Below are 25,491 nucleotides of genomic sequence, written 5' to 3'. Positions count from 1 at the left end.
CGTGCGGTCTTGCGATGGCATAGCAAACAGAGCTCGGTGACCGAGCCTGCCACCACCAGTACGTCCGCACGTCACCTCCGGTTCAATCCACGGGCCGGAGAATCACCCGTCCGCCGCCACCGCCGCCACGTCCGCGGCCCACCGGTAGTCCGCACGACGCCGCCCACCGGGACGCCTCCATCACGGACTGGTCCGGGATGTCGCACAACACGCTTTCCGGGAAGCCGAGTTGACCCGGGCCGACATCGACGCCGCCGTGATCGGCAAGGCGCCCGACTTCTTCGAGGGCGTCATGAGGCCCGAGCTCGGCGGGTGCGAACCATGCACTGTGCCCGCCCGGGTCGCTCATTGTGCAAGGACCCCTGAGCGGACGGCGCCCGCAGGGTTCTCCGCCACGCCTACGGCGGTGGCTCGCAGTTCTTCTCCATGTGGCTCGTGAGAACCCGGCCCCCGGACTCTCGAAAGGTCCCCCTCACGTGCCCTGTCGGCCGTGGGGCGCGATCGCTAGGCTGGCCGCGGACGACGAACCGGGAGGAGCACGGACGTGGCCGAGACCACCACCCAGCAGCGCCCGCTCATGGGCTGGGACAAGCCGGAGCTGGACCTCACCAATGCACAGTGGCAGTCCAGCAGTCGCGGTCGGGGGGATGTGCAGATCGCCTTCGTGGAGGGCTTCATCGCCATGCGGAACAGTGCCCGGCCCGAGAGCCCTTCCCTGATCTTCACGCCCGCCGAGTGGGGCGCGTTCGTCTCGGGGGCGCGGGAGGGAGAGTTCGATCTCACCTAGGGGCAGAGGCGGACCGGCACCCGGGAGCGGAGAGAACCAGCCCGGATCGGCCGTGATCCGACGGCCGATCCGGGGGTGTTCCGCCCGTATTTCCGGACACGCGGCCTGAGGCATCTTCCCCAAGGCGCCGCCTGCGTCAGGCTGGCGCCGGGAGGGGACGGTCGTCTCCCGGAGGTGAGGAACCCATGAGCACCCTGCCGGTCGTCGCGGCGGTCGACGGTTCGGACGACAGCCTGCGCGCCCTGGAGTGGGCCGTCGACGCCGCTCGCCGACGCGCCGCACCCCTGCGCGTGGCACACGTTCGCCAGTACGCCCACTGGGCACAGCCCGAGGTCCTCGCCGCCGGTCCGGCGGACCCGCGGGACGACCCCGTTCTCGACCGGGTCCGCGCCCACCTGGAGGGGCGCGCCGACCAGCCGGACACGGAGTACGTCGGCCTGGAGGGCGCGACCGGCGCGGTCCTGCCCGAACTGGGCGCCACCGCCCAGCTGCTGGTGCTCGGCTCCCGGGGCCGCGGCGGTTTCGCCAGTCTGCTGCTCGGCTCCACCAGCATGGCCGCCGCCCGCGACGCCGAGTGCCCCGTGGTCGTGGTTCCCCGGCCCGGACGCGAGGTCCACCGCGAGCCAGCGCCCGGTCCCGGCTCGCGGGTGGTCGTCGGACTGCAGGTGGACGGCCCCGACGAGGCCACCCTCGAGTTCGCCTTCGCCGAGGCCGCCCGGCGCCGCGCACGGCTCCAGGCGGTCGCCGCCTACCCGTGGCCCGCACAGCCCTGGATGATGCCCGGGGAACTGCCCCCGCCGATCGTCGACCAGAACGTCATCGAGGACGAGGCCCGGGTCCTCGCAGAGGGCTTTCTCCTCCCGTACCGCGAGCGGCACCCGGGCGTCGAGGTCGAGCCGGTCGTGGCTGCGGGCGACGCGGCCGGACACCTCGTCGCGGCCTCCCTGGACGCCGACCTCGTCGTCGTGGGCCGGCACCGGCGGCGCCTCATGGCGCCCGCCCGCATGATGGGCTCGGTCACCCAGGCCGTCCTGTTGCACGCCGCGAGCCCGGTCGCGGTGATCCCGCCCGCGCCCGCGGAGGACTGACCACGCCCGACCATGACGGCTCAAGGCGACGGCCTGGGCTCCACCGGTACCGCCCGGGCGGCCCGCCACCACCAGCGGCACAGGTGACGACCCGAGCCGACCGGTGCCACCCGAGCGGCCCGCCGTCCCGAACGGCACAGCCGACGACCTGAGCCGACCGGTATCACCCGAACGGCCCGCCGCCACCGACGGTGCGAGGCGACGCCTTGGTGACAACCGGTGGGCGCGACGGGCCCGCCGTCATCGGCGGCACACGGCGACAGCCCGGCCCGACCGGTCCGCCGCCCGCCCGGCACTTCGCAGGCCGGGGCACGTACCATGGGCGACATGTCGTTCCTCCGCCGCCGTAGCGCCACCCCCGCCGGGCCCGACTTCGACGTACTGGCCATGGACCCGGGCGACTGGCCCGGCAACCTGGGTGCGGGACTGCTGCCCGCGCCCGACGGCACCTGCCAGGGCGTCTTCCTGCGCTACGACCTGTTCGGCGGCCGCGGCCCCGCCATGATCATCGGCAACCTGCCGGAGGGCTCCCCGGCCCGCGAGGTCCCCGAGGGAGAGGTCCCCTTCGAGGTGGCCCAGCTGCTGCTCGCGCTGGAGAACGACGAGGAGGTCACCGTCGTCGGCACCGAGGACGTCCCGGTGATGCAGGGTGACAACCTCCTGATCGTGCGGCGCGTCAAGCTCTCCGAGGGCCGCATCTCCTGCGTCCAGTTCGACCGCAGCGACAATGTCCTGGTGACCATCGCCGCCTGGGACCGCCCCATCACGGACGACCTCTACGCCCTCCTCAAACCACTGCCCGCCGAGCTCTTTCAGCAGGGCTGAACCCGGCGGCAGCCCGCACACGAAAGGGCCGCTGTGCGCCTGACCAGGCGCACAGCGGCCTCTTCGTCCCCGTCAGCGAGTGCCGACCGCCGCGCGCACGGCCCGCCGGGCCAACTGGCAGTCGTCGTGCAGCCGCCGCAGCAGCAGCCTCTGCTCCTCGCCGGACGGCGCAGCACCAGGGTGGGCCGTGCCCGGTGCCGCCGGGGTCGCGTCGTGCATGGAACGCTGCACGGCTGTCTCGTACGTGCGGATCTCACGGGTCAGCACCAGCATCAGGTTCACCAGGAAGGCATCCCTGGACGCCGGGCCCGCCGACTGCGCGATCTGGCTGATCTGGCGACGGGCGACGGGAGCGTCCGCGAGCACCGACCACAGCGTCGCCAGGTCGTACCCCGGCAGGTACCAGCCGGCGTGCTCCCAGTCCACCAGCACTGGACCGGCCGGTGACAGGAGGATGTTCGACAACAGTGCGTCGCCGTGGCAGAACTGGCCCATGCCCTGCCGCCCGGCCGCCTGCGCGATGCCGCGCAGGAGCTTCTGCAGATCGCCCAGGTCACGGTCGGTGAGCAGGCCCAGCTCGTGGTACCGCGAGATCCGGGCCGCGTAGTCCAGCGGGGCGTCGAACGTGCCCGCCGGTGGCCGCCAGGCGTTCAGTCGGCAGATCGCGCCGAGCGCCGCCCTGATGTCCGCCCGGGGCGGGGCCTCGGCCGGGTGCCGCTGGAGGGCCGCCACCCGCCCGGGCATCCTCTCGATCACGAGTGTGCAGTTGTCCGGGTCCGCCGCGATCAGTCTCGGCGCCCGCACCGGAGGGCGGTGCCGGACGAACGAGCGGTACGCCGCTATCTCGTGGCGGATGCGCTCGGACCAGGCGGGGGAGTGGTCCAGTAAACACTTGGCGACGGCCGAGCTGCGACCGGTCGTACCGACCAGGAGCACGGACCGTCCGTTGCGGCGCAGGATCTGCACCGGGGCGAACTCGGGGCAGATGCGGTGCACGGACGCGATCGCCGTGCGCAGCTGCGCGCCCTGGGGACCGGACAAGTCGAGTCTCCCGCTGATCGGTGGGGAACCGAGGACCGCGCCGCGCCGTGCCCTGCCCGCGCCGAGCACGGGGGCCGCCGGCCGCGCGGGGGCGAGGTAGGGGCCGCTGTCCGTGGGACGGGGGTGCAGCGACCGGGGCGGTGCGGACACGGAGGACGATGCTGCGTACATGGGCGAAACAGATCCCTTCGTGTGCCTGCGACGACAGCGCACCACCCGGCCCGGACGTCGGGGATCACCCTGGGGAATGTCCCTGCGGCGACCGAGTCGGGGTGGCGCGTTCCTACCTGACACCGGATGGCCGGTGGCACACCATCTGGCGCACCCTGGCGAACCCTGGCGAATAGTCGCCCGGCATGTCCGGCCCGGCTACTGTCAACTCAGCCGAGAACCTGGGGGCTTGACGTGAGCGGACAACCCAACACCCGGCTCGCGGATCTGTTCGACCTGGCCGGCTGGTCCAAGGGCGAACTCGCGAGGCTGGTCAACCGGCAGGCGGCGGCCATGGGCCATGCCCAGCTGGCGACCGACACCTCCCGGGTGCGGCGGTGGATCGACATGGGAGAGATCCCGCGCGATCCGGTGCCGCGGGTGCTGGCGGTTCTGTTCACCGAGCGTCTCGGCCGTGTCGTGACCATGGAGGACCTCGGTCTGGTCCGGCACGGGCGTGCGGGGAAACGGCCCAGCGGCGGGAGTGCGGAGTCTCCCGACGGAGTGCCGTGGGCGCCCGAGCGGACCGCCGCGGTCCTCACCGAATTCACGGGAATGGACCTCATGCTCAACCGACGCGGCTTGGTGGGCGCGGGCGCCGCGCTCGCCGCGGGATCCGCACTCAGCAGTGCCATGTACGACTGGCTGCACACCGACCCTGCCCTGGCTGCCGACGCCCCCGACCTCGATCATCCCCTGCACGCCGACCCCGCTGGATACGACCGCTACGAGGCCGCCCCCATCGGGTCGCAGGAGATCGAGGAACTGGAGCGCTCGGTCGAGGTGTTCCGCGCCTGGGACGCGGCCCGCGGCGGCGGGCTCCAGCGCAAGGCCGTGGTGGGCCAGCTCAACGAGGTGGGCGGCATGCTCGCCTACCGACACCCACCCCACCTCCAGCGGCGCCTGTGGGGCGTCGCCGCCAATCTCGCCGTCCTCGCGGGCTGGATGTCCCACGACGTCGGCCTCGAACCCACGGCCCAGAAGTACTTCGTCATCGCCGCCCACGCGGCGAGAGAGGGCGGCGACCGGCCCCGGGCCGGCGAGGCGCTCTCCCGGGCGGCCCGCCAGATGGTGCACCTGGGCAGGCCGGACGAGGCTCTGGACCTCATGAAGCTCGCCCAGTCCGGCTCCGGCGAGGAGGTGCTGCCGCGCACCAAGGCCATGCTGTGCACCGTCGAGGCCTGGGCGCAGGCATCCATGGGCAAGGGACAGGCGATGCGACGCACCCTGGGGCAGGCGGAGGACCTCTTCGTCTCCGACAAGGGCGACGTCCCGGCGCCGAGCTGGATGCAGCTGTTCGACGAGGCCGACCTGTACGGCATGCAGGCCCTGTCCTACCGCACGCTGGCGGAGTTCGAACCGGACGCGGCCGTGCACGCACAGCACTACGCGGAGAGGGCCCTCGCCCTGCGGATCGACGGGCGGCAGCGGTCGAAGATCTTCGACTACCTGTCCATGGCCTCGGCCTGCTTCATCGCCGACGACCCCGAACGGGCGGACCGGTACGCGCGGTTGGCGCTGGTGTCGATGGGATCGAACTCCTCGCACCGCACCTGGGACCGGCTGCGCCAGATGTACCGGCTCACGGCCGAGTACTCCGGCTCCCCGAAGATCGAGGAGCTGCGGGAGGAGATCAAGCTCGCCCTGCCGAAGACGAAGGGCAGGGGCGGCAACGACGCACAGGCCTGAGATTCCTATGACGTGACTTTGGCGACGAGTACGCAGGCGCTGTCCGCTCGCTCGCTCGCGCCGAACTCCTGGACGACCGTCCGTACGCAGTCCTCGGCGGTGCGGTTCCCGGCAAGGCGGGGGGCCAGGGCGAGGAGGAGGTTCGCGGCTGCCGTTCCGGCGGGCCCGGGCACCAGCCCGTCGGTGTGCAGGAGCAGCAGGTCACCCACCTCGAGGGTCTCTTCGGCCTGCCGGTGGACCGGCCCCGGCGTGGCGCCGAGCAGGGCGCCGTCCGGCGCGTCCAGCATGCGCCCCGTCCCGTCGCGGAACAGCAGCGGGGCGGGGTGTCCGGCCTGCGCCCACAGCAGGGTGCGGGTGTCGGGCCGGTAGCGGCAGCAGACGGCGCTGCCGAGGGCGGGCCGCACGGTGGCGTCGAGTAACTGGTCCAGCCAGGCCATCAGCTTTGCGGGCCCGGTCCCGGCCATGGCCATGCCGCGCACGGCACCGAGCAGCATGGCCGTGTTCGACGTGACGTTGACGCCCGGGCCGGTGAGGTCGCCGACGCTGAGCAGTGTCTCGCCGTCGGTCAGTTCGAGCGCGTCGTACCAGTCGCCGCCGATCCGTGTGGGGGTGGACGCCGGCAGACGGTGGGCGGCGAGGTCGAGGGTCATGGGGCCCCGGTCCGGGAGCCGCAGGGAGCCGCGCCACGGCGGCAGTACGGCCTCCTGCAGCTCGACCGCGAGCCGGTGCTCGGTCCGCGCGGCCTCCCGCTGGTGGTGAAGCGAGTCACGGGTCTCGCTCACCACCCGCTGGCTGCGGCGCAGTTCACTGACATCGCGCAGCACGGCCCACATCGAAGCGGTGCTGCCGTCGGTGTCGAGCACCGGTTCGCCCATCATGTGCACGGTCCGTACGTCGCCGCCTCGGCGGGCGATGCGGAACTGCCCGTCGATGGGGCGGGCGTCGACGAGGCAGTTCGTGACCATCGCCGTCAGTTTCGGCCGGTCCTCGTCGAGCACGATCGACGGCAACTCGTCGAGGGTGAGCGGGGGAGCGGCGGGGTCGCGGCCCAGGATCCGATAGAGCTCCCCGGACCAACTGGCCTCGTCCGTCATCAGGTTCCACTCGGCGCTGCCGACCCGGCTGAGCAGCGGGCCCTGCGCGGGTGCGGCGGGTTCCGGGGCCGCCGCGGTGGGCAGGGGGCCGTCCCGCAGCTGGGCCAGGTGCTCGTCGAGGTCGTTGAGCTGGTGCAGGGCCAGGTCGTACAGGGCGCGCTGCCAGCGGCCCCGCGCGTGGTCCGCCGCGCCCTCCTCGGCGTCGCGGCGCACCGCGTCCACGTCACCCTTGAGCCGCCGCGTCTGCGATATGAGCGCGTCGACCGAGCCCCGTCCGGGCGGCTGGGCGGCGGGGCGGTCCGCGGAGAGGTGGGACGGCATGACGCACTCCGATGCGGGGACGGTACGGCCAAGGCGGACGGAGGGACCGTTACGACTGTGGCACAGGCCGCGACGCACTGTAAGGGATTTGGCACCACACGATACGGTGGTGCTTCTGGCATATGCCACGGTCTCACGGAGTTACTCCGAGGTAGGCGCGGGGTACGCCACCTGGAGGCCCAAGTCGTAGATTACACAGGGCATTTGACGCATCATCGGGACACCCTCGCGAGAGTGCTGCGGGTGTTCGACGGTCCTGTGTTCGATGTCGATCAGTACCTCAGCACCCCGGCGATGCCGTCCGCCTCACCGAGGGTGCCGTCCGGTACGAAGCGGACGTCGGCTCCGGTCTCCAGGCACTGCTCGACGATCTCGTCCACGATGTCCTCGCGGGAGTCGAGGTCTCCGCTCTCGGTGAGGATCAGGTGGTCGCCCGCGTCGCGGGCCGTCACCCGGTAGTTCTCCTCGACGGCCAGCAGCCGGACGCGGCCGTCCCGGGCGCTCTGCCACAGTTCGTCCACGCCGGCGGCGAACTCCCGCCGTCCACGCGCCGTTTCGAGGGCCCGGCTCACGGCGTCCGTGCTCCGGCGGACCTCCGCGTCGATGACCGGCCGCAGGGCCTGCCACACGGCCTCGGGACTCCCGTGCGCGAGCCCGCCGTGCGGGACGTGCACCGCACCCCTGGCGGTGGTGCCGACCTCGTCCAGCAGGGAGAGGGTGGCCGGATCGCCGGTGACGTACAGCCGTCGCGGGTGGTCGCGCAGCACGGTGTCCATCGCGCTGTCGATCTCACGCAGGAACTGGCGGGTGGGCTCCCCGCGGAAGGCGCTCGGCAGGTCCCCGATCCGCTGCTGGCGTTCCGGGTCGAAGTTCTCCACGCGCCGGGCCAGCGGGAAGCCGCCGACTCGTGCCTCGGTCACCCGGTCGACCCCGCCGTTCCACAGGGTCGCCCGGTCGGTGGCCAGGGAGAGTACCCAGAACGGCCGTCCGGCGGTCTGGGCCGAGACGAGGTTGCGGGTGAGGAAGGTGTCCGAGAGCACCACACGTTCGGGCACGGACCTGGCCAGTGACCACACCTGGTGCTCGCCCGGCGCAGCGAAGATCACCAGTCCGTCCTCGGCGTGCGTCAGGTCGACCTCCGACAGGGCCCGGTCGAGGTGCCGGGCGACCTCGGCGCGCCGCTCCCGGCTGACCGCCGGATCCGCCTCCAGCTGTCTCTTGGCCTCGGCCACCCCGTTGCGCAGCCGGACCTGGTCCTGGGCGTTGTAGGGCTCGCGCCGGTGCGTCGGCGTCAGCACGGAGACCGCGGGGTAGGGGCGCGGGCGCCGCAGCTCGGCGAGGGTCGCGGGACTCAGAACGTGCTCCATGACAGAACGATAGAGCCGATTCACGGTTAGGGCATTTGGGGCAATACGACCCCACGTCTCGCCCGGTTCGTGAGGATCATGCCGGACCGCATGGACCGCATGGACCGCATGGACCGCATGGACCGCACGGACCGCATGGACCGCATGGACCGCATGGACCGCATGGACCGCACGGACCGCATGGACCGCACGGACGGCAGGGACTGCGTCGGCATGGCTGGGGGCCGCGGGCCGGCATGGCCGGGACCCCCGGCCGGGGCCGGCTCACTCGGCGTCGTGGTCGGACCCGCAGGAGCTGCCGTCCGGGGGGAGGGTGCCGAACAGCAGGAAGGCGTCGACCTTGCGGTGCACGCACTTGGAGGAGCCGTAGCCGGTGTGGCCCTCGCCCCGGTTGTCGAGCACCACGGCCGACGACCCGAGCCGCTCGGCCGTCTCCACCGTCCAGCGGTAGGGCGTGGCCGGATCGCCCCGGGTGCCGACGAGCAGCATCCTCGGTGTGTCGACGTTCTTGACCTCGTCGCGGATGTAGTCGGTGCCCTTGGGGCGGCCGTAGCACATCAGCACCTGGGTGAGCCGGTACCGGCCGAAGACCGGTGAGGCCTGCTCGTAGCGGGCGCGCAGCCGGCCGAGGTCCCGGGAGACCTGCGCGGCGACGGGACGGTCGGGATCGTCCGCGCAGTTGACCGCCATCAGCGCCGCCGGCAGGTTGTCCAGGGGCACGTCCTCGGGGTCGGTGAGCCCGGCGTGCGGGGCCCGCTTCAGGGGGAGGGTGAAGCCCCCGGACAGGAAGGCTTCCAGGCCGCGCGTGTCACCGTCCTCCAGCAGCTGTGCGACGGCCCGCTGCAGCGAGGGCCACAGCTTTCTGCTGTGGAGGCCCTGTCCGAGGGCGCCCGCGAAGTCCTGGCCGGAGAACGCCCCGCCGAAGGGCGTCGGCACCGGATCCCTGTCGAGCGATTTCACCACCTGCACGACGTGTTCCCCGGCCTCGCGAGGGTCCCGCCCGAACGGGCAGGCGATGTCCTCGGCGCACCAGGTGAGGAAGTTCTCCAGAGCGGTCTGCTGCCCCCGTGCACTCACCACGCCCTGCTCGGCCAGCGGCTCGGTCAGTGTGTCGACGCCGTCCAGCACGATCCTGCCGACCTTCTCGGAAAACTCCGCCGCGTACACCGCCCCGAGCCGGCTTCCGTAGGAGAAGCCCAGGTAGTTCAGCTTGTCGTCGCCGAGCGCGTCGCGCATGACGTCCAGGTCGCGGGCGGCGTTCACCGTGCCGATGTGGGGCAGGACGGGACCCGAGTGGTCGGCGCACTCGGCCGCCGCCGCGCGCAGGCCCTCGAGCACGGCCTGGGCATCGGCCCCTGCGGTGGCGCCGTCCGTCGCGGCCAGGGCGTCGGAGGCGTTTCCGCAGCTCACCGGCGAGGAGCGGCCGACGCCGCGGGGGTCGAAGGAGACCACGTCGTAGCCGTCCGTCAGGCCCATGAAGTCCTTGCCCCCCATCGCCAGTTGGGCTACGCCCTGACCGCCCGGTCCGCCGAAGTTCAGCAGCACCGAACCCCGGGACTTGCCGGTGGCCCGGTAGCGGGCGACGGCCAGATCGAGGGTTCCTCTGCCGGGCTTGGCGTAATCGAGCGGAACGGTGACCTTTCCGCACTGGAGGTCCTTCGGCATGTCCATGCCCTTGCACTTCGACCAGGTGATCTTCTGGTCGTAGAAACGCGCCAGGCCGGGCGGGGAGTCGTCGGCGGCCGGCAGGGCCGTGCCCAGCAGGGCGAGCCCGGCCGTCGCGGTGACCGCGCAGTGCCGTATCGAGGGGCGCGGGGACAGCTTGGCCAGCATCGATGCCTCCATGGGCGCGGGACGCTCCGCAGCGGACCGGGACACGGCGCCCTCGCTCACCATAAGCGGGCCCTGGAAGCCGCGCCTCCGCACGAGCGGGGTCCTCCCGGCGAGCCCTGCCCGGCGCGGCCGCGTTCCGCATACGAAGGGCTTTACCGCTAGTTCGACAACCGTGCCGCTCGATGGAGTGAAAGCCCGACAAGCCATAACTCGGACCGGGCGCCCCGCGTTCCATCCCATGCGGGTGAGCGCCCGCGACTATGTCTGGAAGGCAGGCAAGTATGAGACGGGTTACCCGAAACGGTGTGATCGCCGTCGCCGCCGCCTCTGGCGCGATGGCCGTGTCCGTCCCCGCGTACGCCGGTACCGGGGCGGACGGCTCAGCGGCCGGTTCGCCCGGGGTGGTCTCCGGCAACACCGTCCAGCTGCCGGTGCACGTCCCGGTCAACGTGTGCGGGAACACCGTGAACGTGGTGGGGCTGCTGAACCCCGCGGCGGGCAACGGCTGCGCCGACGAGGACGACCGGCCGCGCGGCCGGCACGCCGAGTCCGGCGGCGCGGCCGCCGAGGGCAGCGGAAAGGATTCACCGGGCGTGATCTCCGGCAACGGCGTACGGCTGCCGGTCGATCTCCCGGTCAACGTCACGGGCAACTCCGTGAACGTGGTCGGCGTCGGCAACGCCTCCACCGGCAACGAGTCCTCGAACACTCCCGGTGACCGGCCCGCACGCCCGGCCCGCCCCCACCACCCGCCGAAGCCGGACCCCGAGCCGCCCACCCCACCCCGGACGCTCCCGCCCCGCGCCCCGGCCCCGCTCGCCGTCCCCCACGCCACGGGCGCCCTGGCCCACACGGGCACGGACCACACCCTCCAGGCCGTCGCGGCGAGCGCGGCGCTGGTGCTCGGCGGAGTGGTGCTGCGCCGCCGGCTCCGCCCTGGGGCCGAGGGCTGAGCGGCCGGGTACCGAGGGCCCCGTCGGCCGTGCCGCCGGTGGGGCCTCGGTGGGTCCGGGCGGAACCACGACCTCAGACCGCCTCCGCCACCCCTGTCAGCAGCACCATTCCCGAGTCCCCGTAGTCCGGCAGCGTCGGGTCCGCGTCGATGTGGGTCACCTCCAGGTCGCGGGTCAGCGGGGCGAAGACCTCCGTGACGGTCGTCGGGTTCACCGGGCAGCCCGGCCAGCTGGAGGCCGGCCCGATGCGGTAGGTCGGCATGTTCTCCATGAAGGCGGCCACCAGGTGGCCGCCCGGGGCGACCGTGCGGACGAAGGTGCGGCAGAAGTCGGCGAACTCGGCGAAGTCCTCCGTGGCGCCCTCGGCGACGAAGTGCATGGAAGCCAGTTCGTACGTGCCCGGCGGCAGGGTCCGCACGTCGGCGTGGACGACGTTCACCGGGGCCAGCGCGTCGGCCAGTGTCGCGGGCATGTCCGGGTTGAGCCGCCGGCACAGCGCGTGGAAGGGCAGCCAGCTCGCGTCCGGGCGGTGGCAGATCTGTTCCGTGAGGTAGGCGACGTTGCTCGACCCCGCCTCCACGGCGTCGATCCTGCGGCTCGCCGCGGACGCCAGTATCAGCGGGTACAGGTTGGGGCCCGCCCCGAACTCCACCGACCGTGCGATGGCCCCCGGCGGGAAACGCCGGTAGAAGGCGCAGTGGTGGGCGATGATCGCCGCGTCCGAGGGATGCACCTCGCGGTAGTTCTCCGCGAGGTAGTCGGCGACCGGCCAGCGGTCCCAGTCCACGTCGTCATTGTGCGTCGTCATGGCCGTCTAGCCCTTCAGCCGCAGCGGGAAGCGTTCGGACAACCGGCTCAGGGTCCCGTTCAGATGGTCGATGTCCTCGTCGGAGTTGAGGGCCGTGAGCTGGACGCGGAACCCCACCCGGTCACGCGGGACCAGCGGGTAGGCGGCCAGCGTCACATAGACACCCTCCTCCCACAGGAACGCGGCGACCGCGTCCAGGTCCGCCGGGTTCGCCAGGGGGACCTCCACGATGGGCAGCCGGTCCGTGTTGAGGGTGCTCACCCCCAGGCCCTCCAGGTGGTCGAGCACCCGGACCGTCTTGCGGTACAGATCGGCCCGGATGGCGTCGCCCCGGCGCTCGTTGAGGTCCAGCCCGGCCAGCGCGGTGGCCAGGGACGCCGTCGGGGACGGCCCCGAGTACAGGTAGGGGGCGGCCGTGGTCTTCAGCCGGTTCTTCAGCTCCGACGGCAGCGCGAGAAAGGCCAGGAGCGACGAGTACGCCTTGGAGAAGCCGCCGACGAGCACGATCCCGTCGTACGACTCGCCGGTGTGCCGGACCACGCAGTTGCCGCGCATGCCGTACGGGGACGTCTCGCCCGGCCCGCGTTCCCCGATCACCCCGAAGCCGTGGGCGTCGTCGACGTACAACGTCGCTCCCTCGGCCCGGCACACCGCCGCCAGTGCGGGCAGGTCGGGGATGTTGCCGCTCATGCTGTTGACACCGTCCATGCACACCAGCCGCGGTGTGCCCGCCGACACCCCGGCCAGCAGGGCGCGCAGTTCGTCGAGCCGCTCGGCGTGGAAGCGGTGCAGGGTCGCCCCCTGGGCGCGGGCCATGACGCAGCCGTCGTAAACCGTACGGTGCGCGGTCGCCTCCACGAACACGTGGCCGTCCTCGGCCAGCGCCGGGATCACCGAGGAGTGGACCAGCGTCAGCGTCGGCAGCAGCAGTGTGTCCGGCGCGCCCAGCAGCGCGGTGAGCCGTTCCTCGACGTCGGGATACAGCCGGGGACTGCCCAGCAGCCGCGACCAGCTCGGATGCGTGCCCCACCGGCGCACGGCGGGGTCGATGGACTCCATGACCTCCGGGTCCCAGTCGAAGCCCAGGTAGTTGCACGACGCGAAGTCGATCAGCCAGTGGTCGCCGCTGCGGATGTGCCGGCCACGCACCTCGTCGAGGACCGCGTCGCTCATCGGGCTGGTGCGCCGCAGATGCTCCAGGTCCGCCCAGCGCGCCTCCCGGCGTCCCCGGGCGGCGGTGTCCGCACGCGGCCGTGGCGTCCGGGGCGCTGCGAAGGGCCGGGCACTCGGCTCCCGCAGCGCGTGCGCGCTCTGCTCCACCGTCAGCGGCCGGGCGAACAGGAACCCCTGCCCGAACCGGCACCCCATCCCGGCCAGCAGGTCCCGCTGCGCGGTGTTCTCGATGCCCTCGGCGATGACCTGAAGGCCCAGGGTGTCGGCGATCCGCACGATCCCCTCGACCAGGGCGACCTGCTGGGCGTCGCGCGCGATGTCGTCGATGAAGGACTTGTCGATCTTCAGCACGTCGATGGGGAAGTCCCGCAGGTAGCGCAGCGAGGAGAAACCGGTGCCGAAGTCGTCGACCGCGATGTGCACACCGAGTTCCTTCAGTGTGTGCAGCACCGTCTGGAGGCGGTCGTCGCGGTGCAGCAGCACCGTCTCCGTCATCTCCAGCTGCAAGGACCCGGGTTCCAGACCCGGTGTGCTCAGCACCTGCCCGACCTGCTCGACGAAGCCGGCGTCACGGAACTGGCGGGCGGAGACATTCACACTGACGTACGGCGGACGGGCGGGGCCCGGCAACCGTTGCAGGTCCGCGATGTCGTTGACCGCGTTCTCCAGCACCCACGATCCCAGGGGCGTGATGTGCCCGGTCTCCTCGGCCAGGCTGATGAACTGGTCCGGGGGGACGGGTGGCCGGTGCTCGTGCGGCCAGCGGACCAGCGCCTCGAACCCGACGACCTCGCCCGCCGTGATGTCCACGACCGGCTGGTAGCGCAGCGCGAACGACTTGTCGGCGACCGCCTGCGCCAGCTCGGTCTGCAGATCGTGCCGCTCGACCATACGGCTGCGCAGCAGCGGCTTGTAGCGGCGCCACTGCCGCTTGCCCGCCGCCTTAGCCGCGTACAGCGCGAGGTCGGCGTGGCCCAGCAGTTCCTCCGCGTCCGTGCTGTCGCGCGTGGTGGCCACGCCCACGCTGGCGGAGACCGGCACCGACTCATCGGCCAGGTCGAAGGGCCGGTTCAGCGTCTGGATCACCTGGGCCGCCAGAAGCTCGGCGTCGAGCGGCTGCTTGGCGTTCTCCATCAGAACCGCGAACTCGTCCCCGCCCAACCGGGCCGCCGTGTCGGTGCGCCGCAGCGTCCGGGACAGCCGGTTGGCGACCGCGATCAGCAGGTGGTCGCCCGCCCGATGCCCCATCGTGTCGTTCACCAGCTTGAAGTCGTCCAGGTCGATGAAGAGCAGACAGGTCAGGGTCGACTCGCGGCGGCCGCGCAGCAGGGCGCGCTCGATCCGCTCCAGCAGCAGCGTCCGGTTGGGCAGACCGGTCAGCGAGTCGTGGAACGCCCGCTGCGTCAGCTCCTGCTCCAGCCGTCGCTGCTCGGTCACGTCCCGGAGGGTCACCACCAGACCCGACACGGTCCGCTCGTCCCGGAAGTCGCTGAACCGGACCTCCACCTCGACGCGCCCGTCCTGGCCGCGCACCCACCAGTGGTCGTGTCCCGCCCGTGAACCCCTCTCCCGTACGGCGGCCAGTTCCCGCGCGGCCCGCTCCCGGTCGCTCGGGTCCACCAGTTCCGGCAGCGACACGCCGGTGAGGTCCTCGGTGGCGAACACGGACCGCGCGGACGGGCTGGCGTACCGGACGGTGTCGTCGTCCTCCAGGATCAGGATGACGTCGGAGGTGTTGCGGATGAGGGTACGGAAGTACGCCTCGTTCTCCCGGCGGACGACCTCCTGGCGCAGCGTGATGCGCACCAGGGCCAGGCCCGCGTGTGACGCCAGGATCTCCAGGGACCCCCAGGTCTCGTGCAGAGGCCGCTCGGGTGCGGCGATCAGCAGGACGCCCGGGACCGTTCCGTCCGGGCCGTCCGGCTGGGTCATGGGACACACCAGGGCGGTGGGCAGACCGTCCAGCCCGGCGGCGGTGCGGGGATCGAGGGCTGCCGTGCTCACCAGGTGGGCGCCGTGCGCGCCCAGGTCCCCCGCCCGCTCGGTCGGCAGCAGCATGGTCCGGTGCGGTACCTCCGGCCCGATCAGCCGGTCGACGGCCGTGCGGCAGGCCCGTTCGACCTCGTCCAGCCGGAACGCCGAGACCAGCGAGGCGGCGGCCCCGCGCAGCGCGAGCTCCCGGGCCACGGCCCGGCGGTGGGCGACGACCATCCCCGCCAGCCGGAGGATCACCAGCAGGAAGAGCACACCGGAGAAGGCCGCGATCACGGCGGCGTCCCGCGTGTCGTTGCTCAGCCCCTCGTGCAGCAGGATCCCCGGCGCGATGAGGGTGGCCACCGCGAGCAGGACCAGCCGGCGTGGCGGCGGCAGCAGCGACTCCCGCTGCGGAACGGACGCGGTCAGCTCGACCATGGACGGGTGCAGGGCGGCCATGCCCCAGGCGGTGTAGAAGGCGATCCAGCCGAGGTCCAGCAGGGTGCCGGTCTGCCACAGGTCCTTCAGTTGCAGGATCCCGTACGCGATGTCGAAGAGCAGCAGCGTCATAGTGCCGACGACCAGCAGCTGCACGGCGCGGTTGGGGCCGGTGACCGGGCTCGGGGTCAGCAGCCGGGCGAGCAGGGCCAGCACGAGGACGTCACCGAGCGGGTAGGCGATGCTGATGGCGCGCTGCTGCCAGGTCAACCCGTCCACGACGGTCAGCGGCTGCGCGAGGTACACCCACACGGGCAGCGCGAGGCCCGCGGTGATGATCAGGGCGTCGAGGAGGCTCGGCAGGTCCCGGTCGGCCCACCGGTGGCGCACCAGCCCCGACAGACCGATCGCGAAGAGCGGGTAGGTGGCGAGGTAGCAGGCGTCGGCGGGGGACGGGAAGGGGTTGGAGGCGTCGAAGTACCCCTCCGCCACGTTGTAGTACGTGTCGCCCGCGATGAACGTCAGCAGGCCGCCGGCCAGGAACCACCAGGGCCACGGGTGGGCCGGCCGGTGCCTGCGCGTGCCGAACAGCACGGCGCCGACGCCTGCCAGCCCGATGACCGCCCACAGCACGGGAGCCGCCACAGGGACGGTCATGTACAAGGTCGTGACGGCTGTGACCAGGCCGATGTAGACGGCCATGAGCCGATGTGCCGACAGCAGGGACATGTGCCTCCCCCCGTCGGGGAGACCGGGGTGTACACCTCGTGGTCTGGTTGAATTCGATCGTAAGTTCGTCCGAGTAGCCCTGCATCTCGGGAGGTCGCCGCCGGTCGGCTCTTTGCGGGCGGAGCCGAGCCGCCCGGGTCGCTCAGCCGCGCACGCGATGGAACCGGAGATGCAAATCCCGCACGCCCTGCGCCAGTTCGGGAACCGGGCCGTCGACGACTACACCAGGTGCGACGTCGTGGACGGGGAGTGTCCGGACCGGTGGTGCGGGGACGCCCAACTCGTCGAGCCAGGAGGCGAGTTCTTCTGACGAGGTGATGTACACGATGCGGCCCAGGCCGACCCAGGCGTGCGCGGCCGCGCACATCGGGCAGTGCTCGCCGGAGGTGTAGACCGTGGCGGCCGCCCGCTCCTCGGGTGTGAGATGCTCCGCCGACCAGCGCGCCAGTGCGAACTCGGGGTGGCGGGTGCGGTCGCCTGAGGCCACCCGGTTGTGATCCTCGCCGAGGACCGTGCCGTCCCCGCCGACCAGCACCGAACCGAACGGTTCGTCCCCGGCCTCCAGCGCCTCGGCCGCCAGCTCCACGCAGCGGCGCAGGTAGGGCAGTTCCGTGTCCTTCACGACCATGTGCGGCAGGCCTTTCCCGTGACGGTGTGATCGACAGGACCCTATGGCGCCGGCACGCATGGGGGAGGGAACGGCGTGGCAGGAAGCCGGGGGGAGCGCAGGGGGCTGCGGGCGCGCCGTACCGGAAAGGCGCCGTACCGGAAAAAACGTTGCCCGGTCCGTCCGGCCGATGCTGGAGTACGGCCCATGGACCCCATGGATCATGCCGCGCTGCTCGCCCTGTTCGACCGTGACATGCGTGAGGGAGCGCGGCCGGACGGTCCCGGCGCCCGTGTCGAGCGGACGGGCGGCGTCGTCCGGCAGGTCGCGGGCGCGCAGGGCTGGAACGGCGTCGTGTGGTCCGCCCTGGACGAGGCCGGAGCGGACGCGGCGATCGCCGGGCAGATCGGTCACTACAGCGGGCTCGGCCTGGACTTCGAGTGGAAGTTGTACGGCCACGACGGCCCCCGGGACCTCGGGCGACGGCTGGGCGAAGCCGGGTTCACGCCCGGTCCCGAGGAGACGCTGATGATCGGCGAGGTCGACGGCCTCGCCCTCGATGCCGAACCGCCCGAGGGTGTGCGCGTCGTGCCGGTCACCGACCCCGCGGGCGTGGGCCTGGTGGCCGACGTCCACGAGAAGGCGTTCGGTGCCGACGGCTCCTGGCTGCGTCACCAGCTCCTCGCCCGGCTCGCGGCCGATCCGGACACCGTCGTCGCCGTCGTGGCGATGGCCGGTGACGAGCCGGTGAGCGCGGCCCGCATGGAACTCGTGCCCGGAACGCGGTTCGCCGGCCTGTGGGGCGGCGGCACGGTCGAGGGCTGGCGCGGCCGGGGCGTCTACCGCACCCTGGTGGCCCACCGCGCCCAGGCCGCCGCGGCCCGCGGCTACCGCTACCTCCAGGTCGACGCATCCGACCAGAGCCGCCCCATCCTGGAACGCCTCGGCTTCGCAGCGCTGACCACGACGACGCCGTACGTGTACGCGGTGCAGCAGCCGGGCCACCGGGGCGCGCCGAGGAATCCGGTGCGGAAATCACATCCGCGTCCACCCGGTCCGTCGCACGGTCATGACGACGAACGCTGAGGACCAGAGCATCCTCCTCGCCGGTGCGAGCGGCGTCCTCGGGCGGCACATCCCCCCGCACCGACCGAGGCGGACCACAAGGTCACCGGATTCAGCCGGAGCCGTGGCAACGGCATCCGGGCCGACCTCATGGACCGCGACGCGCTGCTGCGCGCCGTCGACCGACGGGAGGCGGAACGAGAACTGGGCTGGATGCCGCGGTACGCGTCGAGCGTGTGAGGGGCTCACCGCGATGCGGTCGGCGGGCCGCCACTGACGCGCGCGCATCCGCCGGTCGCGCGTGCCGGGGAGGTGCGGTGGGTGCCGCCGGTATGCCGTCAGCGGCGTGCCTTCGCGCGGTCCGGGGCGGCGACGCCGGGCACGGCGCCGCTCGCGGTGCCAATGCGGACACGGACGGGCCGGCCCGGGTGCGGACCGGCCTTCGGCTTCCCTGCGGGCGGTCTACGGCCTCGCGGAGGCCTTCGCCGCCGTGCCGGCGCACACCAGACCCAGGATCACGGCCAGTGCGCCGATGATGATGTTGTTCCACACGACGCCGGCGTCCGGGCTCTCGCCGACGACCCACGGTGAGACGATCATCCACACCCCGAGGGCGCACATGGCCCAGCTCAGGCCGTACATGCGCTCCGGAGCGCGAGTGAACCCGAGCGCCAGCAGACCGATCGCGATGCCCATGATCAGGTTGTGGGTCACGAGCGGCGGCTGGCTGGTCGTGTAGTGGACTATCCACGGCGACGCGGCGCAGTACAGACCGAGCAGGAACACCGGTCCGTCCACGAGCGCGACATCGCGGCCACCGAGCACGCGGGCGTACCGGTCCCGCATCTCGGAGGCATCGGGGTGGCTCGTTATGTCACCTCTGGTGGGCGAGACGTTGGCCATGACTCGTCTCCTTCGCGTTGCAGGGCGACGCGTCTTGTGGGATATGCGGTAAGCGCCGCGTAAGCATCATTCTGCTCTTATTTTTCCCTTATGTGTAGAGCTCGGCGCGGGTGCGCGGTGTGCCCGGCCGTACATGTCCGGGCTGATCGGGGGCAACCGGATGTGTACGACAGTGACCGATCGACGTCGCCCGACGGGCGGCGCAGGACTGGGGAGGGCAGCGGACGTGACTGCGGCCATCAGCGCGAAGGTGTTGGAACGGTTCCCGGCGGGATCCCCGCGCGGTTCGTGGCCCGCGGAGGAGTACGCGGCACGCCGCCGAGCCGAGGGCGAGCCCGCCACCGTCGTGATGGACCTGGAGTCGGACGCCTTCCTCGTGGTCGTTCCGGCGGACGACGACTGACCTCCGGCACCGCCGGCGCTTCGACGAGCGCACGCCTTCCGGGCCGGGTCTCTCCGAACCACGGTGTGCGCTCCGGTGTTCGGCCCTTTCCATACAATTCGCGGTCCAGGAGACGAGATGAGCCGCGAACTCCCTGACGGTCGCCGTTCCCCGCTGCCTTCCACCGGTTGCTGCCCACCCGCGGCCGAGGAGGCCGGCTCCGCCACTCCGGCAGCGCTCGCGCCGCTCGCGAGCCGAGGCCGCCGAGGGGACTCCGCCCGAAGATCAACCCCGGAACGCGACGTCGGCGTCCTGGTCACCAAGGGGGGCAGGCCGTGCCCCTTCGGTGACCGGGAGGCACAGACTCATGAAGCAGCGGGCTGCACGCACCGTCTCACTCGCTCTGGCCGTGGCGTTGTCCGCCGTAGCCGTGGGCCTCGCTCCGTCCGCGCAGGCAGCACAGCCGGAGCACGGCCACGAGGCGACCCGGACCGCACTGCGTGACCTGGTCGGCAAGGGCGGACTCCCCGGGGCGGCGGCCCAGGTCCGTGACAGCGAGGGGAGTTGGTTCGCGGCGGCCGGTCACGCGGACACCGACACGGGCCGCGAGCGCTCCGCCGCCGACCACTTCCGCGGCGCCAGCATCACCAAGACGTTCGTCGCGACCGTCCTGCTCCAACTGGAGGCGGAAGGCAGGCTGAGCCTCGACGACACGGTCGAGCGATGGCTGCCGGGCCTGGTGCGGGGCAACGGCTATGACGGGAACCGGGTCACCCTGCGCCGACTCCTCAACCACACCAGCGGTATCGCCAACTACACCGACGACGACACCTTCATCCACGACGCCGCGGGGCCCGGCTTCCCGGAGCACCGCTACGACACCCACACGCCCGGGGAACTCGTGGCGATCGCGCTGAAGCACCCGCCGCGGCCCGACCCGCGGCAGGCGCCGTCGTACTCGAACACCAACTTCGTGATCGCCGGGATGGTCATCGAGAAGGCGACCGGCCGCACCTACGCGCAGGAGATCACGCGTCGTATCGTCCGGCCGCTGAAGCTGCGCGGCACCTCGTTCCCCGGCACGTCACCCCACATGCCGAAGCCCCACCCCGTCGGCTACTCCCGCCTCCACGAGGAGGCCCCCGACGCCCCGATCCACGACGCCTCCGAACAGAACATGACCTGGCTGGGCGCGGCCGGCGACGTCATCTCCACCAGCGGCGACCTCAACCGCTTCCAACGGGCCCTGGTCAAGGGCCGGTTGCTGCCCCCGAAGCAGATGAAGGAGATGTTCGAGGAGGTCCCCGCGGGGGGCGGGCTCGGGTTCGGACTCGGAGTCGAGTTCGCGCAGCTGTCCTGCGGCGTGAAGGTCGTGGGCAAGAGTGGCCGCGCGAACGGCTCCCTGTCCGCGATGGTCGGCACACAGGACGGGAAGCACCAGCTGACGTTCAACATCAACGGTGACTGGCTCCCGGACCCGTCGCTCTACGTCAACGTGATCGAAGCGGAGTTCTGCGGCAAGGTCCCGTCCCGGACGGGCGAGTCGCCGTCCGTGCCCCACCTCGGCTAGCCGGACGCCAGCGAGCCGAGGTGGGTCCGGCGCGCCTCGGCCGTCTGGCCCTGCACCAGCAGGAACATCCCCTCACGCGCCAGGCGCTGCGCGCGGCTGCCCAGATCCATGGCGCGGCCGCCGCCGGCCACGATCGCCGCCGTCGTGGCCGCGCGCATCACGTCGTACGCGCGGGTCTTCACGGCCAGACGCTCCGGGACGCACTCGTGAGGGGCCGGGTGGTCCGCCAGGGCGTAGGCCTCGCGGCGGACCTCGTCGAGCCGGGCCCGTAGTGCCCCGGCCGTCTCCTCGCCGTCCGTGGCCTGCGCCACCACGTCCAGCGCCGCGTCTGCCACCCCGAACACAGCCGGACTGGCGTTTGCGGCCCTCGGCAGGTCGACCCGGGCGAACTCCTCCTGCGGCATGCGCAGCACCACGGACTCCTCCGGTACCCACAGGCCGTCCAGTTCCAGGGACACCGTACGGGCGGCGGTGAGGGCCGCGAGCCGCATCGGCGCCGACGGGATCAGGCCCGGCTGCTCCCGGGCGCCGGCGAGCACGAACACCACGTCGGCCGTGTCCGTCACCCCGGCCAGCAGTATCACGTCGTTCAGGCGCCAGCCCGTGTACCAGGGCACCCTGCCCTCGAAGCGCCAGCCGCCCCGCTGCGGCACGGCCCGCACCGGCACCCGGGGAAAGGCACGGACGTGGGCGAACGCGATGCCGGCCATCAGCTCGCCGGTCGCCAGCGGACGCAGCATCCTCTCCCGGACGGGCGAGTCGCAGGTGGCGAGCAGCTTCAGCGGTGTGTGGTGCTGTGTCTGCACGAACCAGGTGGAGCAGCACGCCCCGGCCAGGATCTCCGCGGTCTCCCGCGCCACGGCGACGGGCGCGTCGGCCCCGCCGTACTCCTTCGGCGCGCCCACCCCGAGCAGCCCCGCACGCTTCACCGCCTCGACATGGCTCGCGGGCACACCCTCCTGGTCCACGCGCTCGGCTTGCGGGAGCAGGAGATCGCGTGCCAGTGACCGCGCGCGGGTGACGAGAGGGTGCGGTGTGGTGGTCATGGGAGAAATTCTCGCCGCCGGGCGGCGCGAGGTGTCGATCCGGGGGTGTGTCGTTCGTGGAGGAGGTGCAAGGAGCACCGACCTCGCCGAGGAAGCGGTCCAGGACGCCTTCACCCCGGCGGTACGGCGCCGGCCGGAGACCGGCGTCCCGCCGAGCCCGGCCGGACGGATCACCGAGCCCCGCCCCTCGCGTCCGCGTCACGGCAGCGACGCTCGCGGATCCAGCTCCGTCAGCACGTCGAATTCCAGTCCGTCGGCTCGTGCCAGGTAGATCCGCTGCCGCACATGCGCGCCCCGCAGACGCAGCAGCCCGCGCGGCCCCTCGTACGAGACCGCGCCGGCCGCCGCTGCGATCGCTGCCACGTCCAGCGTCCCGGCCCCCTCGAGCAGCGCGGCGAGCAGCAGTACGCCCTCGTAGCAGGACTCGCCGAGGCTGCCGAGGGCGGGGGCATCGACGCCGTAGCGGGCGGCGTACCGGCCGTGGAAGTCGAGGGTGTCGCGGTTGGCCAGGGAAGCGAAGAAACCGGCCGTGCTGTAGAGGTCCCGGGTGGCCGCCGGGCCGCTGGCCATCAGCATGTTCTCGTCCATCAGTGTGCTCAGCCGCAGACAGCGCGCGTGCAGGCCGTACTCCGCGAACGCCCGGTTGAAGCGCACGGCGTCACTGCCGACGAGCAGCATCAGCACCGCGTCGGCGTCCGAGCGTTCGACCCGGCGCAGCACCGGTTCGAAGTCGGCGGTACCGAGCGGGAGATAGGCCTCTGCGGCCACACACCCGCCGGACACCCGGGCGTAGGCGCGGGCCGAGCGGGCGGTGTGCCGCGGCCACACGTAGTCGTTGCCCACGACGAACCACCGCCGCACCCCGCGCTCGCGCGCCAGCAGGTCCATCGCCGGGCGGAGCTGGTCGCGTGGGGTCTCGCTCGTCAGGAACACTCCCGTCGTGTCCTCCCCGCCCTCGTACACCGCGGTGTACACGTACGGGACGCGGTGCGCGATTCTCGGTGCCAGCGCCTGGCGCACGGACGAGATGTGCCAGCCCGTGACGCCCTGCACGACCCCCAGGTCCACCAGCGCCTCGACGTGGCGGGCGACCTCCTGCGGTGCGCCCGAGCCGTCGACCGGCACCAGCCGGAGCTCCTTTCCGAGCACGCCGCCGTCCCGGTTGACCTCCTCGGCGGCCAGTCGGGCACACAGTTCACAGGCCGGCCCGAAGATCCCGGCCGGCCCCTGCAGAGGGACGACGAGGGCCACGTCGAGCACGGAGTCGTCGGCCGTGAACCACTCGGGCCCGGGTAGGGCGTGCCGGAACATGGCGTCATGATTCCGGCTCCACCGGACGAACTCCAGTGCGTCTCCTACGATGGACATCCCTCGTGACCTAGGAGCAGGGATGCCCAGCCCCACCCCACGTCGGCCCGACGGCCTCGTGCAGCTGCTGACACGGGCCGAACGGCTCGCGGCGCGGCGGCTGCAGGCCGCTCTGGAGGAGGAGGGTTGCTCACTCGACGCGTGGCGGGTGCTGGCCCTGCTCTCCGACGGCGAGGGCCACCACATGACCGGGATTGCGGCGGCCGCCTTCCTGCCGCCGCCGACGCTGACCAAGCTGGTCGACCAGCTCGTCGACCAGAACCTCGTGCACCGCAGGGTCGACCCCTTCGACCGGCGCCGCGTTCTTGCCCACCTCACCCCCCGCGGCCGGGAGTACTGGCAGCGCGTCGACCGAGCGGTCCGCGCCGGCTGGCCCCCGCTCGGCGACGGCGACGAGGAACTGCTGCGATCCCTGCTGGACCGCCTGGCGGCGACGCTGGAGAACTCGGCGCACGTGTGAACCCCGGCAGGCCGACGGGGTGCGGACGAGGTCGTCACCGTGCGTGCGGATGACCGGTCGTCACCCGGCTCGCGGCCCGCTGACCCGCACCGATCCCGGATTCCGGCCGCTGTTCGTCATGAACCACTTCCGTGACGTCCCGATCCCCGGACGGCCGGCACGGGCGACACCGAACTCACCGACCGCGCCCGGCGATTCTGCCGGACCGCCCCCGAGAGCCCGACTTCCTCGCCGTGGACCACTGCGACCGCGGCGACCCGGCCTCCGCCGTCACCACCCTCCCCTCGTACACGTCCGTAAAACGGTCACCCCGGTTCGCGTGGCGTGTGTGAGACTCCGCCGATGAGCCCACACAAGATCACCGCGGACGCCGCGGGCACCTGGAAACTCGGCGACCTGCCCGTCCACCGCCTCGGCTTCGGCGCGATGCGGCTGACGGGCAGCGCCGCCTTCCACCACGGCGCACCGAGCGACCGCGACCGGTCGATGGCCGTCCTGCGCAAGGCGATCGAGCTCGGCGTGAACCACATCGACACGGCCGCCTTCTACTTCTCGTCACGGCGCTCCGCCAACGAACTCATCAACAGCGCGCTCGCGCCCTACCCCGACGACCTGGTCATCGTCACCAAGGTGGGCCCGTACCGCGCCTACGACGGAGAATGGGGCACCTCGGCCCGCCCCGAGGACCTGCGCGGCCACGTCGAGGAGAACCTCCGCCAGCTCGGCCGCGACCACCTGGACGTGGTCAACCTGCGCCGGATGGCGAAGTACGACTCGATCGCCGAGCACTTCGGCGCCCTCGCGGAACTGCGCGAGGCGGGCCTGATCCGGCACCTCGGCATCTCCAACGTCACACCCCGCCATCTCGCCGAGGCCCAGGCCATCGCCCCCGTGGTCTGCGTCCAGAACCGGTACGCCCTCGACCGCCCCGACCCCGGCACCGACGAACTGCTCCGCGTCTGCGGCGAACAGGGGATCGCCTTCGTGCCGTTCTACGCGGTCGCCGGCGAGGCCGGTGAGCACGGCGCCACCACCGCCCAGGACGAGGAGGTCCGCGCCGTGGCCCGGGCCCACGGCGCGAGCCCCGCCCAGATCCGCATCGCCTGGACCCTGCACCAGGGCCCCCACGTCCTCGCGATCCCCGGGACCGGCAACCCCGACCACCTCGCCGAGAACGTGGCCGCGGGCGCGCTCCGCCTCACGGACGAGGAGCTGGCACGGCTCAACGCGCCACGGCAGAACGCCGGTTGAGCGACGTGCAAGGACCCCTAAACCGCCCAGACCCCGTCCCGCATGAGATGCCTGTGGGGCAGCTCGTGCTCCTCGCACCACGCCTGGACCGCGCGCGGCCGCACCCGGAAGAAGGCGTACGACGCGTGGTCCTCGCGCGGATCCCAGCCGGTCTTCGCACGGAACGCCTCGGCCGCAGCCGGTGGCACCTCCGGGCTGGTGAAGGTCTCCGCGTCACCGTCGACGAGCACGACGTCCCGGGTGTCTGCGAAGGCCAGCCGGGCTCGTCGGCCGTCCCGCAGGTTGCGGCCGGTGGATTGGACAGCCGCGTGCACAGCCACACCGCCTCCTCGTGCCACACGAACCACAGCGGGACCAGGCAGGGCACCCCTTCGGCGTCCGCCGTGGCGACCCAGATGTCGATTTCCCGCTCCATGCGCTCCAGCAGGTCCGCCTTGCGCTGTTCGGGGGTGCGAGGTGGCTCGGTGATCTTCATGGCCGGGACGCTAGCGGGTGGACGGTCGTCGCGC

General features: G+C 72.2%; 20 protein-coding genes and 2 pseudogenes. 11 read left to right on the top strand and 11 right to left on the bottom strand.

Annotated elements, in window-relative coordinates:
* Window positions 1–101 precede the first annotated feature (101 nt).
* The 4 genes and pseudogenes from ACWD1U_RS22790 to ACWD1U_RS22775 all read left to right on the top strand — a co-directional run.
* Window positions 102–307 (top strand): annotated as a pseudogene (locus ACWD1U_RS22790) (hypothetical protein); the annotation flags it as partial.
* 237 nt (window positions 308–544) lie between these two features.
* The gene (locus ACWD1U_RS22785) at window positions 545–787 is read left to right on the top strand and encodes a DUF397 domain-containing protein (RefSeq protein WP_451110004.1); all 243 of its coding nucleotides are present in this window, start codon (window positions 545–547) and stop codon (window positions 785–787) included.
* A gap of 185 nt (window positions 788–972) precedes the next feature.
* Window positions 973–1,875 carry a universal stress protein gene (locus ACWD1U_RS22780; RefSeq protein WP_451110002.1) on the top strand — a complete coding sequence of 301 codons (903 nt, stop codon included), beginning with the start codon at window positions 973–975 and terminating at the stop codon, window positions 1,873–1,875.
* Window positions 1,876–2,202: 327 nt separating this feature from the next.
* Window positions 2,203–2,700, top strand: coding sequence for a hypothetical protein (locus ACWD1U_RS22775; RefSeq protein WP_031118618.1), 498 nt, complete (start codon window positions 2,203–2,205; stop codon window positions 2,698–2,700).
* Window positions 2,701–2,772: 72 nt separating this feature from the next.
* Here the strand turns inward: ACWD1U_RS22775 and ACWD1U_RS22770 are convergent, their stop codons facing one another.
* Window positions 2,773–3,912: an aminoglycoside phosphotransferase family protein gene (locus ACWD1U_RS22770; protein WP_451110000.1), complete on the bottom strand. Its 1,140-nt coding sequence runs from the start codon at window positions 3,910–3,912 to the stop codon at window positions 2,773–2,775.
* Window positions 3,913–4,146: 234 nt separating this feature from the next.
* Here ACWD1U_RS22770 and ACWD1U_RS22765 point away from each other — a divergent pair, with 234 nt between their 5' ends.
* Window positions 4,147–5,640 carry a DNA-binding protein NsdB gene (locus tag ACWD1U_RS22765; RefSeq protein WP_451109998.1) on the top strand — a complete coding sequence of 498 codons (1,494 nt, stop codon included), beginning with the start codon at window positions 4,147–4,149 and terminating at the stop codon, window positions 5,638–5,640.
* A gap of 5 nt (window positions 5,641–5,645) precedes the next feature.
* Here ACWD1U_RS22765 and ACWD1U_RS22760 read toward each other — a convergent pair whose 3' ends face one another.
* The 3 genes from ACWD1U_RS22760 to ACWD1U_RS22750 all read right to left on the bottom strand — a co-directional run bounded on the left by ACWD1U_RS22760 (window position 5,646) and on the right by ACWD1U_RS22750 (window position 10,255).
* Complete coding sequence (locus tag ACWD1U_RS22760; RefSeq protein WP_451109997.1) at window positions 5,646–7,055, bottom strand: PP2C family protein-serine/threonine phosphatase; 1,410 nt, start codon at window positions 7,053–7,055, stop codon at window positions 5,646–5,648.
* A 272-nt stretch (window positions 7,056–7,327) separates the two neighbouring features.
* A complete protein-coding gene (locus ACWD1U_RS22755) occupies window positions 7,328–8,422 on the bottom strand; it encodes a baeRF3 domain-containing protein (RefSeq protein WP_451109995.1) in 1,095 nt (364 codons plus the stop codon).
* 264 nt (window positions 8,423–8,686) lie between these two features.
* Window positions 8,687–10,255: an alpha/beta hydrolase gene (locus tag ACWD1U_RS22750; protein WP_451109993.1), complete on the bottom strand. Its 1,569-nt coding sequence runs from the start codon at window positions 10,253–10,255 to the stop codon at window positions 8,687–8,689.
* Between the two features lie 281 nt (window positions 10,256–10,536).
* Between ACWD1U_RS22750 and ACWD1U_RS22745 the strand changes: the two genes are divergently transcribed.
* The gene (locus ACWD1U_RS22745) at window positions 10,537–11,208 is read left to right on the top strand and encodes a chaplin (protein WP_451109991.1); all 672 of its coding nucleotides are present in this window, start codon (window positions 10,537–10,539) and stop codon (window positions 11,206–11,208) included.
* Between the two features lie 73 nt (window positions 11,209–11,281).
* Here ACWD1U_RS22745 and ACWD1U_RS22740 read toward each other — a convergent pair whose 3' ends face one another.
* From ACWD1U_RS22740 to ACWD1U_RS22730, 3 genes are all read right to left on the bottom strand, one after another.
* Window positions 11,282–12,016: a class I SAM-dependent methyltransferase gene (locus ACWD1U_RS22740; RefSeq protein WP_451109990.1), complete on the bottom strand. Its 735-nt coding sequence runs from the start codon at window positions 12,014–12,016 to the stop codon at window positions 11,282–11,284.
* Between the two features lie 6 nt (window positions 12,017–12,022).
* Window positions 12,023–16,330: an aminotransferase class I/II-fold pyridoxal phosphate-dependent enzyme gene (locus ACWD1U_RS22735; protein WP_451109988.1), complete on the bottom strand. Its 4,308-nt coding sequence runs from the start codon at window positions 16,328–16,330 to the stop codon at window positions 12,023–12,025.
* A gap of 142 nt (window positions 16,331–16,472) precedes the next feature.
* Window positions 16,473–16,958: a nucleoside deaminase gene (locus ACWD1U_RS22730; protein WP_451109986.1), complete on the bottom strand. Its 486-nt coding sequence runs from the start codon at window positions 16,956–16,958 to the stop codon at window positions 16,473–16,475.
* Window positions 16,959–17,153: 195 nt separating this feature from the next.
* Here ACWD1U_RS22730 and ACWD1U_RS22725 point away from each other — a divergent pair, with 195 nt between their 5' ends.
* Window positions 17,154–18,023 carry a GNAT family N-acetyltransferase gene (locus tag ACWD1U_RS22725; protein ID WP_451110217.1) on the top strand — a complete coding sequence of 290 codons (870 nt, stop codon included), beginning with the start codon at window positions 17,154–17,156 and terminating at the stop codon, window positions 18,021–18,023.
* Between the two features lie 441 nt (window positions 18,024–18,464).
* Here the strand turns inward: ACWD1U_RS22725 and ACWD1U_RS22720 are convergent, their stop codons facing one another.
* Window positions 18,465–18,905 (bottom strand): SPW repeat protein, encoded by a 441-nt coding sequence (locus ACWD1U_RS22720; protein WP_451109984.1) that lies wholly within the window; start codon window positions 18,903–18,905, stop codon window positions 18,465–18,467.
* 226 nt (window positions 18,906–19,131) lie between these two features.
* Between ACWD1U_RS22720 and ACWD1U_RS22715 the strand changes: the two genes are divergently transcribed.
* Together ACWD1U_RS22715 and ACWD1U_RS22710 are read left to right on the top strand one after the other, a co-directional pair.
* Window positions 19,132–19,308, top strand: coding sequence for a hypothetical protein (locus ACWD1U_RS22715; RefSeq protein ID WP_451109982.1), 177 nt, complete (start codon window positions 19,132–19,134; stop codon window positions 19,306–19,308).
* A 346-nt stretch (window positions 19,309–19,654) separates the two neighbouring features.
* Window positions 19,655–20,857 carry a serine hydrolase domain-containing protein gene (locus ACWD1U_RS22710; protein WP_451109980.1) on the top strand — a complete coding sequence of 401 codons (1,203 nt, stop codon included), beginning with the start codon at window positions 19,655–19,657 and terminating at the stop codon, window positions 20,855–20,857.
* On the opposite strand, the gene ACWD1U_RS22705 is transcribed toward ACWD1U_RS22710, so the two are convergent.
* Both ACWD1U_RS22705 and ACWD1U_RS22700 read right to left on the bottom strand, forming a co-directional pair.
* The gene (locus tag ACWD1U_RS22705; RefSeq protein ID WP_451109978.1) at window positions 20,854–21,903 is read right to left on the bottom strand and encodes an acyl-CoA dehydrogenase family protein; all 1,050 of its coding nucleotides are present in this window, start codon (window positions 21,901–21,903) and stop codon (window positions 20,854–20,856) included. The genes ACWD1U_RS22710 and ACWD1U_RS22705 overlap by 4 nt on opposite strands.
* A gap of 198 nt (window positions 21,904–22,101) precedes the next feature.
* A complete protein-coding gene (locus ACWD1U_RS22700; RefSeq protein ID WP_451110215.1) occupies window positions 22,102–23,214 on the bottom strand; it encodes a substrate-binding domain-containing protein in 1,113 nt (370 codons plus the stop codon).
* A gap of 79 nt (window positions 23,215–23,293) precedes the next feature.
* Between ACWD1U_RS22700 and ACWD1U_RS22695 the strand changes: the two genes are divergently transcribed.
* Together ACWD1U_RS22695 and ACWD1U_RS22690 are read left to right on the top strand one after the other, a co-directional pair.
* Window positions 23,294–23,731, top strand: coding sequence for a MarR family winged helix-turn-helix transcriptional regulator (locus tag ACWD1U_RS22695; protein ID WP_451109976.1), 438 nt, complete (start codon window positions 23,294–23,296; stop codon window positions 23,729–23,731).
* 342 nt (window positions 23,732–24,073) lie between these two features.
* Entirely contained in the window at window positions 24,074–24,982 is a 909-nt protein-coding gene (locus ACWD1U_RS22690; RefSeq protein WP_451109975.1) for an oxidoreductase, read from the top strand.
* A gap of 17 nt (window positions 24,983–24,999) precedes the next feature.
* Here ACWD1U_RS22690 and ACWD1U_RS22685 read toward each other — a convergent pair.
* Window positions 25,000–25,457: pseudogene (locus tag ACWD1U_RS22685) on the bottom strand (pyridoxamine 5'-phosphate oxidase family protein).
* Window positions 25,458–25,491 lie beyond the last annotated feature (34 nt).

The organism is Streptomyces sp. NPDC002788 (assembly GCF_053592115.1).
Note: the sequence above shows the minus strand (reverse complement) of the source record. Positions and strands in the feature narration are given on the sequence as shown.